The following is a 17,235-nucleotide window of genomic DNA, read 5'->3' as shown; positions in this document are numbered from 1 at the left end:
AAAACTAAACTGAAGAACTTATGAAATACCTGATAGTTTCCGATATCCATGGCTCTCTTCCAGCCTTGGAGAAGGTACTTACATTCTATGAAAACAACCGGTGCGATATGCTGTGCCTTTTGGGAGATATATTAAATTACGGCCCACGAAACACAATTCCCGAAGGAATTGATCCCCAAGGTATCGCCAAGCGCCTGAATGACATGGCCGAAAACATCGTTGCCGTAAGAGGCAACTGCGAATCGGAAGTAGACCAGATGCTACTGGATTTTTCGGTAATGTCAGACTACATGATGATTGTCGACAGTGGAAAACGCTTGTTCCTTACACACGGTCACATCTATAATGAAGAAAAACAGCCTAAAGTGAAAACCGACTTTTTCTTTTATGGGCATACACATTTGTGGAAACTGGAAAAAGAAGGAAATAAAATCATATGCAATACAGGATCGGTCACTTTTCCGAAAGGAGGTAATGTTCCTACATTCGCCGTATATGAAAACGGACAGGTCTCTTTATTCCAACTGGACGGAACTTTACTAAAACAAATAAAAGAATAGAAAATAAAAGAGGAAAAGCTGCTCTTGAAGCAGTAAGAGTAAGAGACAGACAAGATAATACTACATCCAAAAAAACAGCTTTTCCAATATCCTGAGAGCTTACTTCACTAAATTGAAACTAACATCTATCAAAAGAACATAACAAAAATAAGAATTTATCTATTAACTTACACTCCATAAAAGAGATAAATCCGGACTATTCGACGCTATCATGAAACTATGCGAGCTAAAATAAGTTCTATGTGGACAAAAACATTACTTCAGAACTGAAAAAAACGGTCCATCATCTCCTTTTTGAACTTTTTTGAGACCTGAAGTTCATCCACTTTATCGAACGGTGGATACATTATACAACGGTTATCCTGAACCATGATCAAGTACCTCATATTTATGATATACGATTGATGTATCTGAATGAACCCGGGATTCTGTGCACATAACTGGTCGGCCGTGGTACTTCTTCTCAAAGGAAGGAAAGTCCCGTTGGTAAGCGCAACCTCCCATATTTTCCTGTTCGACAGATAACGGAAATAACCGATTTCCGAAGCCCGGAGAAAACGCAGGTCGCCGGTCGGCGTCATTACCATGAACGGACGCTCCCCAACACTTTGTGGAAAGAAATTCAAATTGCCTTTTGTCCGCATATGCTCACAGAAACGGTCCATAACAACTTTCAACTCCTCACTGTCTACCGGTTTCAATAAAAAATCGAATGCATGTTCACGCAATGCATTGATCATATACCTGTCATATGCCGTATAGAATATGATATCCATATTCCAGGAAATGCGTCCACGCAATTTTGCCAGCAGATCAAACCCCAGCATATCCGGTAATTCCACATCCTGAAATACCAGATCGGGACGAATCTTTTCAATCAGTTTCATCCCCATGGCACCGCTCTTCGCAGTTCCGGCTACCGATATATAATCATAACGTTGCAGCTCCAGCTGCAAATTCTCAATAGCGCTTTCCTCATCATCAACAATTACAGCCTTACAAATCTTCTCCATATTTCCCTACTTTTCCAAATTCAATTTATATGAATAATTTAATGGAACAGTATAATGTACTTCACAACCCATACCATTATCTTCTTCCATATCTACATTATTGATTGTCATTACTATCGGATCAATATTATACGTATTTAACAGTTGGATGGTCTGTGTCACCACCTTCATTCCTGTACCGGTTCCCCGGATTCCAGATGTATGATGACCGTATCCGCCTCCATTATCACGTACAGACAGTTCAACAGCCCTCCCTCTCCTCTTCACTATGACCCATAAGCATTTTCGGCCTTCCTTTCCCGACAAGGCATGTTTGATGGCGTTTTCCACCGGTATCTGAAGTGACATGGAAGGAATCTTGAACTGCTGCAAATCTATATCCGGGTCAACATCTGTACAATAAATAAAATCATCTCCCAAAGTCTTCCCTTCCAGATTGATATATGTCTGCACAAAATCCAGTTCATCGGCCAAAGAGACAGACAATCCTTCCGTAAGTTCCAGATTACGCCTCATCAGCTTTATCAATTCCATCATATCATCTGATTGGTTCAACCTGTTTAGCGTCACTTCCCTATTCAAGACATTAAAGATGAAATGAGGCGATATACGGTTACGGATATTCTCCAGACGGAGTGACATGATGGCAGTACGCATCCTCCACGCACTCCTTTCATGCCGACGTTTCAAAACAAACAACCTGCCGGCAACCAGCAGTCCGACCAACAATACAGCTCCTATTGCCACATAAATCCACTGGTGAAGCCGCAACACCTCGTTTTCTTTCTGCCGGATAAGCACTTCCTTTTTCATCAACGTACTGTCCTGTCTATATTTCAGTATAACCTCGGCCGTACGCATCTTGACCCGTTCATTCCGTGTGGAATCATCTATCCGATGATTTTCCAGCAGATAATGATAAGCTTTCTTGTAATCGCCTTTTTCCTCAAAATAATGCTGTAAATACCGATTCCGTATACGCAACATGTTCGGCTCTACATAGTCTGGCTTTACAGCTTCTTCCATACGCTTTTCGGCCAAAGGCAGATTCCCCTGCTTCAAAGCCAGTTCTATCAGCTGTGTATCTATATAGTAAAGGGCACTGTTATTCTTTATACGCAAGAAAAAGTCATGGCAACGGTCCAGATAGTATGCAGCAGAATCCATCTTGTCTGTCAACAAATACAATTCACCCAAATTGACCATAGCCAGATTCTGTTCAAATTCCATTTCGGGATATTCCTTTAAAAAAGCCATCAACTCTTTAAAATAACGCAGGGCTGTATTATAGTCGCCTCTGTAATAATAAGAATTCCCCCTATTATTCAAGTAAATTTGTTTTTCAGAAGGATCCATCTTGTCAAAGAACCTGTTTGCCTGATTAAAATAATAGTCACACTGCTCAAAGTTCTGCAGATCCATATTGACTTGCGCCAGCCCATAATAGGCCGGAAAACGTTTTTCATCCGGAAGTTTAAGAGAATCCGCCACAATCAGAAACCGGCGATACCAATACGAACTCAAGTCATACCTTCCGCTCCGCACATACGAATCAGCCAGATTCAACATTACATCCAGACTTTTTTCCGGGTCGCCTGCCTTTATACAGTAATCATAAGAACGGGTAAACTCCATGCATGCAGAATCCATCACTACCCGACGGGCGTAAAGGTTTCCCCGCATATTATGTACATTGGACAGCAGCAGGAAACGCCCGTGTTCGGAAAGTGATGCAGACGAACAGAATGACTCGATCCGTTGCAGAATCGCAACAGACGAATCAATCTCCGCACTGATCATTTTTGCTTTAGCCTTCACTATAAGCAACCGATAATAAGACAAGCTGTCCCTGACTTTTCCTAAAAAAAAATCAACCTGATCATCCGTTTCCGAAGGATGGTAATTCAGTGAATCTTCCAACATACGGATTATCTCATTGTCTTTTGATACGTCATACTGCCGTTTCTTACCACCAGCATGACAGCCTATCAAACAAAATATCAGGCCCATGTATGAGACAAAGCGTAAAAACTTCTGCATTTTTCCATATTAGGTTATGACGCAAATATAGTAAAAAGATAAAACAAACAAAAATAAGTCATTATTTTAACACAAACAAGCAATTAAAATCATTAATTTTGGGGAAACTATAAAAATAAGTAACATCCAGAAATCAGAATTTTACCTTAACCGGAAACGAAAGATAAAAGCAATATCCTGAATGTGAACCTATTATTAAACTAATTGCATATTATGAAAACATTATCGAACGACTACATTACAATTCAGATATCCGATAATGGAGCTGAACTGATAAGTATCTGTGCAAACGAAACAGAATATCTATGGCAAGCCGACCCCAAATACTGGGGACGCCATTCTCCGGTCCTTTTTCCTATCGTAGGCCGACTATGGAACAACGAATACCGTTATGAAGGAAAAACCTATTCTATGGGACAACACGGCTTTGCGCGTGACATGGAATTCCAGCTTACATATGAAGAGGACAACGCTGTTATCTATACTCTTGAAAGCAATAGCGATACGCTCAAGGTCTATCCTTTTCCATTTGTCCTGGAAGTCGGATACCGTCTGAAAGATAACCGGATTGAAGTGATATGGAGCATCCAGAACACGGGAGAAACCGACATGTATTATCAGATAGGTGCACACCCGGCCTTCTATTACAGAGATCTTGATATCTCGACCAGCGAACGAGGATTCCTCTATTTCGGGAAAAAGGCTACCAGCCTGGAATATATTTCACCGGTAGAGAAAGGATGCGTATCCGATAACCGGCATATCCTGAAACTAGATAACGGCTATATGGAACTGACCCAGCAGACATTCGACTGCGACACCTATATATTCGACAACAACCAGGTAAAGAAAGTAACCCTTCTCGACAAACAGAAGAACCCGTACATCAGTATAGAATGTGGCACACCTCTATTGGCTATATGGTCGCCGAGTACTGCACATCCCGATGTTCCTTTCGTATGCATTGAACCATGGTACGGTCGGTGCGACAAGATAGGCTACAAAGGTGAATTCCAGAACCGTGAATGGATGCAACAACTGGCTCCCGACAAAAGTTTCAGCACCAGCTACTCCATCATTCTGGAAGATGTCGCCATACAGAAATAAAACAGAACCATAAAACCGGTTACTCACGCGGGAAAGCCGTTCCTTCCCCGACACAGTAACCGGTATGTAAATATTATATTTGCCCGACTTTATTTCAGATAACCACCATGACCATATTCCAGTACGACCATACATTCGAAGGACTGCTGACTGCCTTGTTCGATGCATATAAACGGAAAACTTTTCCTGATATGCTTCTGGACCGGAATGAAACTCTCCCACTGTTCTATGACGAGGTTCATGAAGTGACAACCGACAATGAAAAAGCCGAAAGAGTATGGAAAGCACTGAAAAAGAAACTGTCACGTACCGCTCTTGCTACAATGACCCATTGCTGGCTTTCCGAAACCGACGGAGCGCCTTATCTTTTGCTGAAGTTCATGCAAAAAGTCGTTGATGCACCTATCTCCGTTGAAACTAATTTCTCTGATCCGGACATACTCGCCGTAGCACAGCTGGGAAAGAAAGTGAATGATGAAAAACACCGTATACTCCAGTTCATGCGCTTCCAGAAAACATCCGAAGGAATCTATTATGGCATCATGGATCCTATATATAATGTATTCCCCCTTACCATCCGGCACTTCAGCGACCGTTTCAATGATCAACAATGGCTCATCTATGATTCAAGACGACATTACGGATACTACTATAACGGCAAGGAAATAGCAGAAATAACCTTTGCATCTCACAAAGAAGCACACTTCACGACCGGAAAACTGAATGACGATATTCTCGACAAAGACGAGAAACTGTTCCAGACATTGTGGAAAAGCTACTTCAAAGCTATCTGCATAAAGGAAAGGCTCAATCCGGCAAAACACAAGAAAGACATGCCTGTAAGATATTGGAAATACCTGACAGAGAAAAACTAGTCCTCACAGACAATATCAAGAAACAATGTAGTGGGATAGCCCACATCTACCAGAAACAAGGCATGTCCAGGTACCGATGATCCAGCACTGCAACGGTCTTTTCTTTCAATCACTTTACGGAATCCGTCGACCGTCATTTTTCCACGTCCCACTTCTACCAACGTACCCACCACGGCACGTACCATATTACGCAAAAAACGGTCGGCCTGAATGGTAAACACCCATTCCGAATCACCCGTCTGCTCCCAACGGGCATACATAATCCTACAATTATTGGTCTTTACATCGGTATGTACCTTGCTGAAACTGGTAAAGTCTACATAATCAAACAATGTGGCAGCAGCCTCGTTCATCTTTTCAAAATCCAACGGCTGATAGATACGCCAGGCATACATCCTGTTAAACGGACTTTTGCGAGTAGTAACATAATATTTATAGGTACGGTAAAGGGCGTCGAAACGTGCGTGTGCATCCGGCTTTACCCGGCAGACCTTATAGACCGAAATATCAGGAGGAAGCAAACGGTTCAACTTATCGGTTACAGACAGACAGTCCAGTCCATCCTCAAAATCGAAATGAGCTACCATCATACGTGCATGCACACCTGCATCGGTACGTCCTGCCCCTACCACATCGACCTGTCGGCGCAAAAACGTAGAAAGAGCCTTTATCAAAGTCTCCTGTACACTGTTACCGTTCGGTTGGATCTGCCATCCGTGGTAATTTGTCCCATCGTATGCCAAATAAATGAAATACCTAGCCATCTTTAACGGACCGTTATATGGAAACATCCCTGTTTCAATTCATACTTTACATAACAACGGTCGGACTGACGCATATCACGCAGCACTTCCGACAACACAAGCTTCAACGTATCCGCCCCGACATCCTGCATCGGGCGTCCGTCGGGATCCTCCACCTTTGTAAAACGTTTCCAGCTGATATCAAAAGTCGTTCCATAGAAATGGCACGAATTTTCGGAAGCATTACCGTTCGTACGGCGTAGTTTCTTCACGTCGTCTTTGGTCCTCAATACCGATGTAACCACCAGCTTATTAGGATTAAGTCCTTTACACGCCAATGAATCCAGAAAATTCATCGAAATAGTATCTAGTAATGCACTTGCTTCCGGCACCAGATAGGGTATGGAGTGAGTCAGTTCATCCACGTCATAGCGGTCACACGAAGAAATCTCCATCAGCCTGCCTTTCAACTCTTCCGCCTGTTCACGTGACGATACAGGTTTGATACCCAAACGTTTTGCAGAAGCAAGCTGCACATCATTCAAATCATTGAAACTTCGTTTATAACTTATTACCCCACGGATATTATGAGGATAATTCAGGCGGATGGATCTGTCCTTATGTCCACATCCCACCAGCAAGGCCGGAAATATAAGTACAGCCATAAGAAATAGCTTTTTCATGCACATGTCAAAATTAAGTTCCGCAGAAACTAGCGTTCACGGACAAGATATGTCCTTATTCAAAATTTACCGACACAAAGATATAGATAATAATCTGAAACGTGAAACAATCAAAAGCTGAAATAAATTACCTGATTTACGTCAAGTATCAAAAGGATTGATTAAATTTGCAAGAAATTAAACTTACGAGCTATCTAAATTTATTGAATGATTGAAAAACATATTGTACTAGAAGATATTGATCCGGTTATCTTTTATGGCGTAAACAACGCCAACATGCAAATGATCAAGGCATTGTTTCCCAAACTGCGCATCGTGGCAAGAGGAGATGTCATCAAAGTAATGGGAGACGAAGAAGAAATGTGCGCCTTCGAAGAAGCCGTGTTGGCTCTGGAGAAATATTGTGCCCAATACAATTCACTTAACGAAGAAACTATACTTGACATAGTAAAAGGCAACAAGCCTCAAGCACAGAAAGTGGGCGACGCCATCGTATACAGCGTAACGGGAAAACCTATAACTCCCCGCAGTGCAAACCAATTGAAACTGGTCAAGGAATTCGACAAGAATGACATGATATTTGCTATCGGCCCGGCCGGATCGGGCAAGACTTATACAGCAATTGCATTAGCCGTCAGAGCCCTTAAAAATAAGGAAATAAAGAAAATCATTCTGAGCCGTCCGGCTGTTGAAGCCGGAGAAAAACTGGGTTTTCTCCCCGGCGATATGAAAGACAAGATAGATCCGTACCTGCAACCGCTCTATGACGCCCTGCAGGATATGATTCCGGCAGCCAAGCTGAAAGAATACATGGAACTGAATATCATCCAGATTGCACCGCTAGCATTCATGCGCGGACGCACATTGAATGACGCCGTCGTTATTCTGGACGAAGCCCAGAACACTACAAGCCAGCAGATAAAGATGTTCCTCACCCGTATGGGTATGAATACAAAAATGATTGTAACGGGCGACATGACCCAGATTGACCTTCCTTCATCACAGGCTTCCGGTCTGATACAAGCCATCAAGATACTGAAAGGAGTAAAAGGTATCAGCTTCATTGAACTGAACAAAAAAGACATTGTCCGCCATAAACTCGTTACCCGCATCGTAGAAGCCTATGAAAAGTTTGAGGAGAAAATGAAAGCCGAAAAGGCCGCAACTGCTGAAGCCGGGAGAAAGGCATCCAAAACACACCAGAACGGAAAGGAAGAATAATTCTTAGACTGAACATATATCCCTAATTATAGAATCATTTAAATATAGGAAAAATGAGCAAAGCTTTAACAAAAACAGATTATCACTTTCCTGGACAGAAAAGCGTTTACCATGGTAAAGTGCGTGATGTATATAACATCAACGATGAAAAATTAGTGATGGTTGCTACCGACCGTATCTCGGCCTTTGACGTAGTACTACCTGAAGGAATTCCATACAAAGGACAAATGCTGAACCAGATTGCAGCCAAGTTCCTTGACGCTACTACAGACATCTGCCCGAACTGGAAACTGGCAACTCCCGATCCGATGGTTACCGTAGGAGTTATGTGCAAAGGCTTTCCTGTTGAAATGATTGTACGCGGATATCTGTGTGGAAGTGCATGGCGTGCCTACAACAGCGGAGTACGTGAAATCTGCGGTGTCCGCCTGCCGGAAGGTATGCGTGAAAACGAAAAGTTCCCTCACCCGATCATCACTCCTACTACCAAAGCAGAAATGGGTATGCACGATGAAGATATCTCCAAAGAAGAAATCCTGGCTAAAGGTCTCGCTACTCCCGAAGAATATGAAACCCTCGAAAATTACACATTGGCTCTGTTTGAACGCGGAACCCAGATAGCAGCAGAACGTGGCCTGATTCTGGTAGATACCAAATATGAATTCGGAAAATATAACGGTGAAATCTATCTGATGGATGAAATCCATACTCCCGACTCAAGCCGTTACTTCTATTCTGAAGGCTATCAGGAACGTTTCGAAAAAGGTGAAGCACAGAAGCAATTGTCTAAGGAATTCGTACGCGAATGGCTTATGGCCAACGGATTTCAGGGAAAAGAAGGTCAGAAAGTACCCGAAATGACCCCAGAAATCGTAGCTTCCATCAGTGACCGCTACATCGAACTGTACGAACATATCACCGGCGAAACATTCGTCAAGGCTGATACAGACAGTCTGGCTGCCCGTATCGAAAAGAACGTTACAGAATACCTGACAAAATAAAAGAGTACCGTTTCCCGGGACTAAAGAATATGGCAGACTTTGTTTTACCAGATTTTTCAGTCCCGGAACCGGTAAACTCCGACATATAGAACAAATATCCAAGACAATCCCTATCTATGCCTCACTACCCGCAGGAAAATATCAAGCCCTATAATGAAGATGAAAGCAAGGCGGTACAGGTTGAAAAAATGTTCGACAACATAGCACCGGCTTATGATAACCTGAACCATATCCTTTCTTTAGGAATCGACAAAATATGGCGTCGCCAAGCCATCAATCTTCTGAAACCCTACCGTCCGCAACAGATGATGGATGTAGCTACAGGCACAGGCGATTTTGCCATCCAGGCCTGCCGCATCCTGCATCCCCGGAAACTGGTAGGAACCGACATTTCTGAAGGTATGATGAATGTGGGCCGTGAAAAAGTCAGACAAGCCGGACTTTCCGACCGCATCTCTTTTGCCAAAGAAGATTGTACCCGACTCTCATTCAAAGACAAGAGTTTCGACGCCATAACCGTTGCCTTCGGGGTACGTAACTTCGAGAACCTGGATCTCGGACTGCAGGAAATGCATCGGGTACTTGCACCGGGGGGACACCTTGTCATATTGGAACTCTCCGTTCCCGAGACGTTTCCGATGAAACAGCTGTATGCCATTTATTCCAAAATAGTAATCCCTACACTAGGAAAACTATTTTCCAAAGACCAGAGTGCCTATACCTACCTTCCTGAATCCATCAAGGCATTCCCGCAAGGAGAACTGATGCAGGAAATTATCCGCAAAGCCGGATTTGGCGAGGTCACATTCAAGCGGCTCACCTTCGGTATATGTACCCTTTATTTCGCAACAAAGTAGAATCTTTATAATCATATTCTTATGAAAAAATTCGGTTTGATAGGTTATCCTCTAGGTCATTCCTTCTCCAAGAATTTCTTCAATGAGAAATTCCAGTCGGAAAACATAGACGCAGAATATGTGAACTTTGAAATTCCAACCATCGACGACCTGCCTAAAGTCATCGCTTCCAATCCTAATCTGGCAGGACTGAACGTCACCATCCCGTATAAGGAAAAGGTCATCTCTTTCCTTGACGAACTGGATAAAGATGCTGCCGCAATAGGTGCGGTCAACGTAATCCGCATAGAACATGCCAGAAACAACAAAGTCAAGCTGACCGGTTACAATTCGGATGTCATCGGTTTCAGCCGCTCTATCGAACCCCTGCTGGAAACTTACCATAAAAAAGCCTTGATTCTGGGGACAGGCGGAGCATCGAAAGCCGTCAACCATGCCCTGAAAGAGTTAGGACTGGAAACCTTGTTCGTTTCCAGAAGCCGACACAACGACAATACAGTCACTTATGAAGAACTGACTCCGGAAATGATGGACGAATATAAAGTCATTGTAAATTGTACTCCGGTAGGAATGTATCCCAAAGCGGACCAATGCCCGGATATTCCATACGGATGTATCACCCCGAGACACCTTCTATACGACCTGCTGTATAACCCCAGCACTACACTTTTCATGAAGAAAGGAGAAGATCAGGGTGCCGTTGTAAAGAACGGACTGGAAATGCTGCTGTTACAGGCATACGGATCATGGGATATCTGGAACAAGTAACAGAACCTGAACACATTTATATTGTTTCTGCCAATAAGACTGCGCAGTGAAGAAGAATCTTCGGAGAGATCCTTGTCACTGCGTTTTTTGTAACTATATACCCCAATCCATATGAACCGTCTCAAAAAGAAACTGCTTATCAGCATCGGCATTGCCATTGTATCAGTAATCATTATCCTTACAGGCGGAAGCCTTTATATGCTAGACTATTCACTCCGACCGGAAAACCGGGGAAAGGATCTGGAAGGCTCCCTGGAATACATGCGTGAATCTTACCCGCAGATCATTCCATGGATTGACAGCCTGCAACAGTACAAAGCCCTGAAGGATACTTTCATCACTGCCCCCGACGGTATCCGCCTGCATGGTTATTATGTATATGCCTCCCGACCAACATCACGCACAGCTGTCATTGTACACGGCTATACAGACAATGCCATCCGCATGTTCCACATCGGATACCTCTACAACCAGGAACTGGACTATAATATTCTGCTCCCTGATCTCCGTTATACCGGTCTGTCGGAAGGAGATGCCATACAGATGGGATGGCTCGACCGGAAAGATGTCATTCAATGGATCAATATGGCCCCCTCAATTTTCGGCGACAGCTTACAGATAGTGGTACACGGCATTTCCATGGGAGCCGCCACAACAATGATGGTATCGGGCGAACAACTTCCAGGTTATGTAAAATGTTTCGTGGAAGACTGCGGCTATACCAGTGTATGGGACCAGTTTGGAAAGGAACTGGAAGAACTGTTCGGACTGCCCGAATTTCCACTGCTCTATACGGCCAGCTGGTTCTGCCAATTACAGAACGGATGGAACTTCAAGGAAGCATCTGCGACAGACCAGGTGGCCCGGTGCCGGTTGCCTATGCTGTTCATCCACGGTGACCAAGACGATTTCGTACCTACCTGGATGGTATATAAACTATACGAAGCAAAGCCACAACCTAAAGAGCTGTGGATTGTACCGGAAACCGACCATGCACATTCCTACAGGAATTATCCGGAAGCATATACCCGGCATGTAGAAACCTTCACCGGCAAATATATCCATCCCTAAAAAACGCAAAACAACGGGAAGCTTCCCCACATCTCATTTTTTTTACGTATGTTTGTAACCGAACTGATTAATAACATCTAAAAAACACGATTTATGAAAAAGACATGGCTTATTGTAATTGCCGTTATTGCTGTCATTGTGATATACGGTATTACCGCCTATAACTCATTGGTATCACAGGAAGAAAAGGTAGGAAATGCTTGGAGCAACGTAGAAAACCAGTACCAACGCCGTTCCGATCTCATCCCGAACCTGGTAAACACAGTAAAAGGATATGCAGCCCATGAAAAGGAAACATTCCAAGCCGTTGTAGAAGCCCGCAGCAAGGCTACCCAGACTACCATCAGCATAGATGAACTGACTCCCGAGAAAATGGCTGCCTACCAGCGTGCACAAGGGGAAGTTGGTAGTGCACTGAACCGTCTGCTCGCCATTTCCGAAAATTATCCGGAACTGAAGGCCAGCGAAAACTTCCAGACCCTGCAGGCTCAACTGGAAGGTACCGAAAACCGGATCAGTGTAGAACGCCGTAACTTCAACGAAGCCGCACGCACATACAATACAGCTATCCGCCGTTTCCCGAAAAATATCTTCGCCGGTATGTTCGGATTCGAAAAGCGCCCTTATTTTGAGGCTGAAGAAGGTGCCGAAAAAGCTCCCGAAGTAAAATTCTGATCCGTATGAAACGGTTCACAATATTCTGTCTATGCAGTATTTGCCTGCTGTTTTCCTCTCTGGCCGAAGCCAAACCTTACAAGGTGGAGGAAATACCTATGGTACATCTGCAAGACCGGACACGCTATGTCAGCAATCCCGACGGAGTACTGAGTACAGCCGCGGTAGCTACCATTGACACCACTCTGTATGCTCTGGAGCAACAGACGGGTACACAAGTACTGGTAGTAGCCGTCAAAGAAATTGACGGAGGCGACTGTTTCGATTTTGCCTACCGTCTGGGACAACAGAACGGAGTAGGACAAAAACAGAAGGACAACGGACTGGTGGTACTGCTGGTCACAGAAGAACGGTGTATCCAGTTCGCCACCGGATATGGATTGGAAGGTAACCTGCCCGATGCGGTATGCAAACAGATCCAGGTACGATACATGAACAAACCATTCGGCAAAGGGGATTGGGATACAGGTATGATAGCCGGTATTCAGGCCATCCGCCAACAGCTGGATGGTACGGGAAGTCCGTTGGGAAACCGGAATGTAGAAGAAGACAACAGTCTGATAACCATCTTAATTATCCTTATATGCTGTTTTCTTGTAGTCCCGTTTCTCATCTGGTACAGCATACGCCAACGCAGAAGATGTCCCCAATGCCATAAACATACCATCCGAGAGGTTTCATCACGAGTGGTAGGCAGAAGCAACGGATTTATTCTGGAAGAAGTGGACTACCTCTGCACCAACTGTGGATATACCTGCCGTAGACGAAGAAAGAAAAACGACAACGAATTCCGTGGCGGACACGGAGGTCCTTTTATCGGAGGCCCGTTCTTTGGAGGCGGATTCGGTGGACACGGCGGAGGCGGATTCGGCGGTGGAAGCTTCGGTGGCGGAAGTTTCGGCGGCGGAGGCGCAGGCAGCAGATTTTAATCAAAACAAACAAGATACAACTATGTACAACAATACTTTTGGCAACATATTCCGTCTCACCAGTTTCGGCGAGTCACACGGAAAAGCTATAGGCGGTGTCATCGACGGGTTTCCTGCAGGTATCGCCATTGATATGGACTTCATCCAGCAGGAACTGAACCGGCGCAGACCGGGACAATCATCCATCACTACATCCCGTAAGGAGGCCGATCAGGTAGAATTCCTCTCGGGTATCTATGAAGGAGTATCTACCGGTTGCCCCATCGGCTTTGCTGTATGGAACACCAACCAGCACTCTAACGACTATGACAACATGAAAGACCTCTTCCGACCGTCGCATGCCGATTTTACCTATACACAAAAATACGGCCTGCGCGACCATCGGGGCGGCGGACGCTCATCGGCCCGTGAAACCATTTCACGTGTAGTGGCCGGTGCACTTGCCAAGCTTGCATTACGCCAGCTGGGAATCACCGTTACGGCCTATACTTCACAAGTAGGAATCTATAAGCTTGATAAAGACTATACTGCATATGACCTGAGCCGGATTGAAGAAAATCCGGTACGCTGTCCCGACCAGGAACTGGCCAAGCAGATGGAAGAATACATCTTCAACATCAAAGGCGAAGGCGATACCATAGGCGGTGTTATCAGCTGCGTAATCAAAGGATGTCCGGCAGGTCTGGGACAACCGGTATTCGGTAAATTGCATGCAGCCCTCGGAAATGCGATGTTAAGCATCAATGCCGTGAAAGGGTTCGAATACGGACAAGGCTTCGGAAGCATGAACCTCAAGGGTAGCCAGCAGAATGATATCTTCTACAATAATAACGGGAAGATCGCACTCCGTACCAACCGTTCGGGAGGTATTCAGGGAGGCATCAGCAACGGAGAGGATATCTATTTCCGTGTAGCCTTCAAACCGGTAGCGACCGTACTGATGGAACAGCCTACGGTAGACAAGAACGGAAATGAAACCATACTCAAAGCCAAAGGGCGCCATGATCCCTGCGTATTGCCCCGTGCAGTCCCCATCGTGGAAGCAATGGCCGCCATGACCTTGCTCGACTATTATCTGCTCGACAAGACTAGCCATCTCTAACAATAACAGAACAAAAACATTTAAAAGATACTTCTATGGAAATCAAAGAATACATCCAAAAGAATGAGGCCCGTTTTATTGACGAACTTTTCAGCCTAATCCGCATTCCGAGTGTCAGTGCCCTTCCCCAGCATAAAGATGATATGCTGGCCTGCGCCGAACGCTGGAAACAACTGCTTCTGGAGGCCGGAGCCGACAAGGCAGTAGTAATGCCTTCAAACGGCAATCCGCTGGTATATGCCGAAAAGCATATCAGTGACAACGCTCCCACCATACTGGTCTACGCGCATTATGATGTCATGCCCGCCGAACCGCTGGAACTGTGGAAAAGCCGTCCCTTCGAACCTGAGATACGTGACGGACACATCTGGGCACGAGGAGCCGATGATGACAAAGGGCAGGCCATGATCCAGGCCAAAGCCTTCGAATACATGGTAAAGGAAGGGTTGCTTACCCATAATATGAAATTTATCTTCGAAGGTGAAGAGGAAATCGGTTCACCCAGCCTCAACGCTTTCCTGAAAGAGCACAAGGAACTGCTGAAAGCCGACATCATCCTGGTATCCGACACCAGTATGCTGGGTGCCGATCTGCCATCGCTCACGACCGGGCTGCGCGGACTGGCCTACTGGGAAATCGAGGTAACAGGACCGAACAGAGACCTTCACTCCGGACACTTCGGCGGAGCTGTGGCCAACCCCATCAACACTCTCTGCAGCCTGCTGGCACAGGTCGTAGACGAAGACGGAAGAATTACAATCCCTTATTTCTACGATGATGTGGAAGAAGTACCTGCAGCCGAACGTGAAATGATAGCCAACATTCCTTTCGATGAAAAGAAATACATGGAAGCCATCGGAGTAAAGGCTTTGAAAGGCGAAAAAGGATATTCCACTCTGGAACGCAACAGTTGCCGACCGTCGTTCGACATCTGCGGCATATGGGGAGGCTATACCGGCCAAGGAACAAAAACGGTCCTACCGTCAAAAGCATACGCCAAAGTATCCTGCCGACTGGTTCCGCACCAGAACCATGAAAAGATTTCCCGACTCTTCGTCGACTATATCCGGAACATTGCTCCCGAATATGTACAGGTCAAAGTCACTCCGATGCATGGAGGAGAAGGCTACGTCTGCCCCATCTCTCTCCCGGCCTACAAGGCAGCCGAGAAAGGTTTTGAAAAAGCGTTCGGAAAGAAACCGCTGGCAGTACGCCGTGGAGGAAGTATCCCCATAATCAGTGATTTCGAACAGATTCTGGGTATCAAGACCATACTGATGGGATTCGGCCTGGAAAGTGATGCTATCCATTCACCCAACGAAAATTTCTCACTGGATATCTTCCGGAAAGGTATTGAGGCTGTAGTGGAATTCCATAAACAGTACCACAAATAACCGGTTCATCCGTCATACCTTTAAAAAGATGAAAGTCTTCTATAAAAAGACCTGCATCTTTTGGACAGAAGACCTGCATCTTTTCACTGAAACATGAAGATCTTTTAAGGAAAACTCCTGAATCTTTTCCTTAAAAGATCTTCATGTTTTCTACAAGCCCAATCATCTGATTGACCTCTTGCAGACTGATACCTTGAAACAAATCTGAAACAATATCTGTTAACTTAACGCAGACGTAAAATATCACCCACATTAGGAGCTGGCGAATCAGGCTTCATCTTATTCATCTTATATAAACGGTCCAGCCGCACTCCGAACTTCTGTGATATGGAATACATGGAATCGCCTGCACGTACCACATACACGATATGTTCTTTTGTGGCACGACGACGTTTCTGCTCCAGATAAACGATTTCACCTCCCCGGAATACATAATCTTTAGGAAGGTCATTGTATTTACGTACCTTACGGTGACTCAAGTCAAATTCCTCGCCGATACTCTTGAACGTATCCCCTTTACGCGCTATAATGTAAAGCAGATCGTTTGCCAGATAAGGCTGGTGAGGATTCAGAAATTGTTCGGCATATTTGAGACCACCTTTCTCATCGTATCGATACAGCTCATACAGCTCGATGATGTTGATAAGACGGTTGGCATAATTCGGATCGGTAGCGTATCCCGCCTTCTTCAATCCTCTCGCCCAACCTTTATAGTCGGTAATCTTCAACCGGAACAAAGAAGCGTAACGGGAACGGGAACGCAAGAACTTGGAATGGTCCCGATACGACTCTTCGGCATGCCTGTAGGCACGGAAACATTCGTTCCGGGCATCGTCATCATGACGGACAGTAGGCCCGTCCCATGAACCTCCGCACTTGATACCAAAATGATTGTTCGACTTACGTGCCAACGTGCTTTTTCCCGCTCCGGACTCCAACAAGCCCTGAGCCAATGTAATACTGGCCGGAATCCGGTAATGCTTCATCTCTTCCACAGCAATACCCCGGTATTTCTTTATATAATCTTCATAAGCCTTGTTCCGTTGCTGGGCCGATACCACACATGCCAGACACACAGCAACCATAAAGGCCACACAGCGAGAAAGTTTCATGTCTATCCAGAATTATCGATTAAACATGACAAAGATAAACGATTAGGCGAATATAAACAAATGTGATAGGATTTCTCCATTTTT

At 44.9% G+C, this 17,235-nt stretch carries 17 protein-coding genes; 12 read left to right on the top strand and 5 right to left on the bottom strand.

Translation table 11 applies throughout. From position 1 onward, the window contains the following. Positions 1-20: 20 nt before the first annotated feature. Positions 21-560 (top strand): phosphodiesterase, encoded by a 540-nt coding sequence (yfcE, locus tag BQ7489_RS04085; RefSeq protein WP_072530046.1) that lies wholly within the window; start codon positions 21-23, stop codon positions 558-560. Between the two features lie 260 nt (positions 561-820). Here yfcE and BQ7489_RS04080 read toward each other — a convergent pair whose 3' ends face one another. Both BQ7489_RS04080 and BQ7489_RS04075 read right to left on the bottom strand, forming a co-directional pair. Next, positions 821-1,573 carry a LytR/AlgR family response regulator transcription factor gene (locus tag BQ7489_RS04080; RefSeq protein WP_072530045.1) on the bottom strand — a complete coding sequence of 251 codons (753 nt, stop codon included), beginning with the start codon at positions 1,571-1,573 and terminating at the stop codon, positions 821-823. A 6-nt stretch (positions 1,574-1,579) separates the two neighbouring features. Then, positions 1,580-3,613, bottom strand: a complete 2,034-nt coding sequence (locus BQ7489_RS04075) for a tetratricopeptide repeat-containing sensor histidine kinase (protein WP_072530044.1) — start codon at positions 3,611-3,613, stop codon at positions 1,580-1,582. A gap of 213 nt (positions 3,614-3,826) precedes the next feature. Here BQ7489_RS04075 and BQ7489_RS04070 point away from each other — a divergent pair, with 213 nt between their 5' ends. Next, a complete protein-coding gene (locus BQ7489_RS04070) occupies positions 3,827-4,720 on the top strand; it encodes an aldose 1-epimerase family protein (RefSeq protein ID WP_072530043.1) in 894 nt (297 codons plus the stop codon). A gap of 107 nt (positions 4,721-4,827) precedes the next feature. Next, positions 4,828-5,595 (top strand): TIGR03915 family putative DNA repair protein, encoded by a 768-nt coding sequence (locus BQ7489_RS04065; protein ID WP_072530042.1) that lies wholly within the window; start codon positions 4,828-4,830, stop codon positions 5,593-5,595. On the opposite strand, the gene truA is transcribed toward BQ7489_RS04065, so the two are convergent. Together truA and BQ7489_RS04055 are read right to left on the bottom strand one after the other, a co-directional pair. Next, on the bottom strand, positions 5,592-6,359 hold the full coding sequence (gene truA / locus BQ7489_RS04060) for a tRNA pseudouridine(38-40) synthase TruA (protein ID WP_072530041.1): 768 nt from the start codon (positions 6,357-6,359) through the stop codon (positions 5,592-5,594). The genes BQ7489_RS04065 and truA overlap by 4 nt on opposite strands. A 2-nt stretch (positions 6,360-6,361) precedes the next feature. Continuing rightward, positions 6,362-7,003 carry a DUF5715 family protein gene (locus BQ7489_RS04055; protein ID WP_374044751.1) on the bottom strand — a complete coding sequence of 214 codons (642 nt, stop codon included), beginning with the start codon at positions 7,001-7,003 and terminating at the stop codon, positions 6,362-6,364. A gap of 225 nt (positions 7,004-7,228) precedes the next feature. Here BQ7489_RS04055 and BQ7489_RS04050 point away from each other — a divergent pair, with 225 nt between their 5' ends. The 9 genes from BQ7489_RS04050 (at position 7,229) to BQ7489_RS04010 (ending at position 16,039) form a co-directional block, all read left to right on the top strand. Next, positions 7,229-8,242: a PhoH family protein gene (locus BQ7489_RS04050; RefSeq protein ID WP_072530039.1), complete on the top strand. Its 1,014-nt coding sequence runs from the start codon at positions 7,229-7,231 to the stop codon at positions 8,240-8,242. Between the two features lie 53 nt (positions 8,243-8,295). Next, positions 8,296-9,243, top strand: a complete 948-nt coding sequence (locus BQ7489_RS04045) for a phosphoribosylaminoimidazolesuccinocarboxamide synthase (protein ID WP_072530038.1) — start codon at positions 8,296-8,298, stop codon at positions 9,241-9,243. Positions 9,244-9,359: 116 nt separating this feature from the next. Beyond that, a complete protein-coding gene (gene ubiE, locus BQ7489_RS04040) occupies positions 9,360-10,100 on the top strand; it encodes a bifunctional demethylmenaquinone methyltransferase/2-methoxy-6-polyprenyl-1,4-benzoquinol methylase UbiE (RefSeq protein WP_072530037.1) in 741 nt (246 codons plus the stop codon). 21 nt (positions 10,101-10,121) lie between these two features. Next, positions 10,122-10,868: a shikimate dehydrogenase family protein gene (locus tag BQ7489_RS04035; protein ID WP_072530036.1), complete on the top strand. Its 747-nt coding sequence runs from the start codon at positions 10,122-10,124 to the stop codon at positions 10,866-10,868. 111 nt (positions 10,869-10,979) lie between these two features. Continuing rightward, positions 10,980-11,939, top strand: coding sequence for an alpha/beta hydrolase (locus BQ7489_RS04030; protein WP_072530035.1), 960 nt, complete (start codon positions 10,980-10,982; stop codon positions 11,937-11,939). Positions 11,940-12,032: 93 nt separating this feature from the next. Continuing rightward, the gene (locus BQ7489_RS04025) at positions 12,033-12,614 is read left to right on the top strand and encodes a LemA family protein (RefSeq protein ID WP_072530034.1); all 582 of its coding nucleotides are present in this window, start codon (positions 12,033-12,035) and stop codon (positions 12,612-12,614) included. A gap of 5 nt (positions 12,615-12,619) precedes the next feature. Beyond that, a complete protein-coding gene (locus BQ7489_RS04020; protein WP_072530033.1) occupies positions 12,620-13,543 on the top strand; it encodes a TPM domain-containing protein in 924 nt (307 codons plus the stop codon). 22 nt (positions 13,544-13,565) lie between these two features. Continuing rightward, the gene (gene aroC / locus BQ7489_RS04015) at positions 13,566-14,645 is read left to right on the top strand and encodes a chorismate synthase (protein ID WP_072530032.1); all 1,080 of its coding nucleotides are present in this window, start codon (positions 13,566-13,568) and stop codon (positions 14,643-14,645) included. Between the two features lie 35 nt (positions 14,646-14,680). Then, complete coding sequence (locus BQ7489_RS04010; protein ID WP_072530031.1) at positions 14,681-16,039, top strand: dipeptidase; 1,359 nt, start codon at positions 14,681-14,683, stop codon at positions 16,037-16,039. A 224-nt stretch (positions 16,040-16,263) separates the two neighbouring features. On the opposite strand, the gene BQ7489_RS04005 is transcribed toward BQ7489_RS04010, so the two are convergent. Continuing rightward, positions 16,264-17,151, bottom strand: a complete 888-nt coding sequence (locus BQ7489_RS04005; RefSeq protein ID WP_072530030.1) for a glucosaminidase domain-containing protein — start codon at positions 17,149-17,151, stop codon at positions 16,264-16,266. Positions 17,152-17,235 lie beyond the last annotated feature (84 nt).

The sequence above is a fragment of the Bacteroides ilei genome (assembly GCF_900128495.1).
Classification (GTDB): Bacteria; Bacteroidota; Bacteroidia; order Bacteroidales; family Bacteroidaceae; genus Phocaeicola; species Phocaeicola ilei.
Note: the sequence above shows the minus strand (reverse complement) of the source record. Positions and strands in the feature narration are given on the sequence as shown.

Bases quoted from the DNA above. Each gene is read 5' to 3' on its own strand.
- yfcE (WP_072530046.1), top strand. From the start codon at position 21: ATGAAATACCTGATAGTTTCCGATATCCATGGCTCTCTTCCAGCCTTG.
- BQ7489_RS04080 (WP_072530045.1), bottom strand. From the start codon at position 1,573: ATGGAGAAGATTTGTAAGGCTGTAATTGTTGATGATGAGGAAAGCGCT.
- BQ7489_RS04075 (WP_072530044.1), bottom strand. From the start codon at position 3,613: ATGCAGAAGTTTTTACGCTTTGTCTCATACATGGGCCTGATATTTTGT.
- BQ7489_RS04070 (WP_072530043.1), top strand. From the start codon at position 3,827: ATGAAAACATTATCGAACGACTACATTACAATTCAGATATCCGATAAT.
- BQ7489_RS04065 (WP_072530042.1), top strand. From the start codon at position 4,828: ATGACCATATTCCAGTACGACCATACATTCGAAGGACTGCTGACTGCC.
- truA (WP_072530041.1), bottom strand. From the start codon at position 6,359: ATGGCTAGGTATTTCATTTATTTGGCATACGATGGGACAAATTACCAC.
- BQ7489_RS04055 (WP_374044751.1), bottom strand. From the start codon at position 7,003: ATGGCTGTACTTATATTTCCGGCCTTGCTGGTGGGATGTGGACATAAG.
- BQ7489_RS04050 (WP_072530039.1), top strand. From the start codon at position 7,229: ATGATTGAAAAACATATTGTACTAGAAGATATTGATCCGGTTATCTTT.
- BQ7489_RS04045 (WP_072530038.1), top strand. From the start codon at position 8,296: ATGAGCAAAGCTTTAACAAAAACAGATTATCACTTTCCTGGACAGAAA.
- ubiE (WP_072530037.1), top strand. From the start codon at position 9,360: ATGCCTCACTACCCGCAGGAAAATATCAAGCCCTATAATGAAGATGAA.
- BQ7489_RS04035 (WP_072530036.1), top strand. From the start codon at position 10,122: ATGAAAAAATTCGGTTTGATAGGTTATCCTCTAGGTCATTCCTTCTCC.
- BQ7489_RS04030 (WP_072530035.1), top strand. From the start codon at position 10,980: ATGAACCGTCTCAAAAAGAAACTGCTTATCAGCATCGGCATTGCCATT.
- BQ7489_RS04025 (WP_072530034.1), top strand. From the start codon at position 12,033: ATGAAAAAGACATGGCTTATTGTAATTGCCGTTATTGCTGTCATTGTG.
- BQ7489_RS04020 (WP_072530033.1), top strand. From the start codon at position 12,620: ATGAAACGGTTCACAATATTCTGTCTATGCAGTATTTGCCTGCTGTTT.
- aroC (WP_072530032.1), top strand. From the start codon at position 13,566: ATGTACAACAATACTTTTGGCAACATATTCCGTCTCACCAGTTTCGGC.
- BQ7489_RS04010 (WP_072530031.1), top strand. From the start codon at position 14,681: ATGGAAATCAAAGAATACATCCAAAAGAATGAGGCCCGTTTTATTGAC.
- BQ7489_RS04005 (WP_072530030.1), bottom strand. From the start codon at position 17,151: ATGAAACTTTCTCGCTGTGTGGCCTTTATGGTTGCTGTGTGTCTGGCA.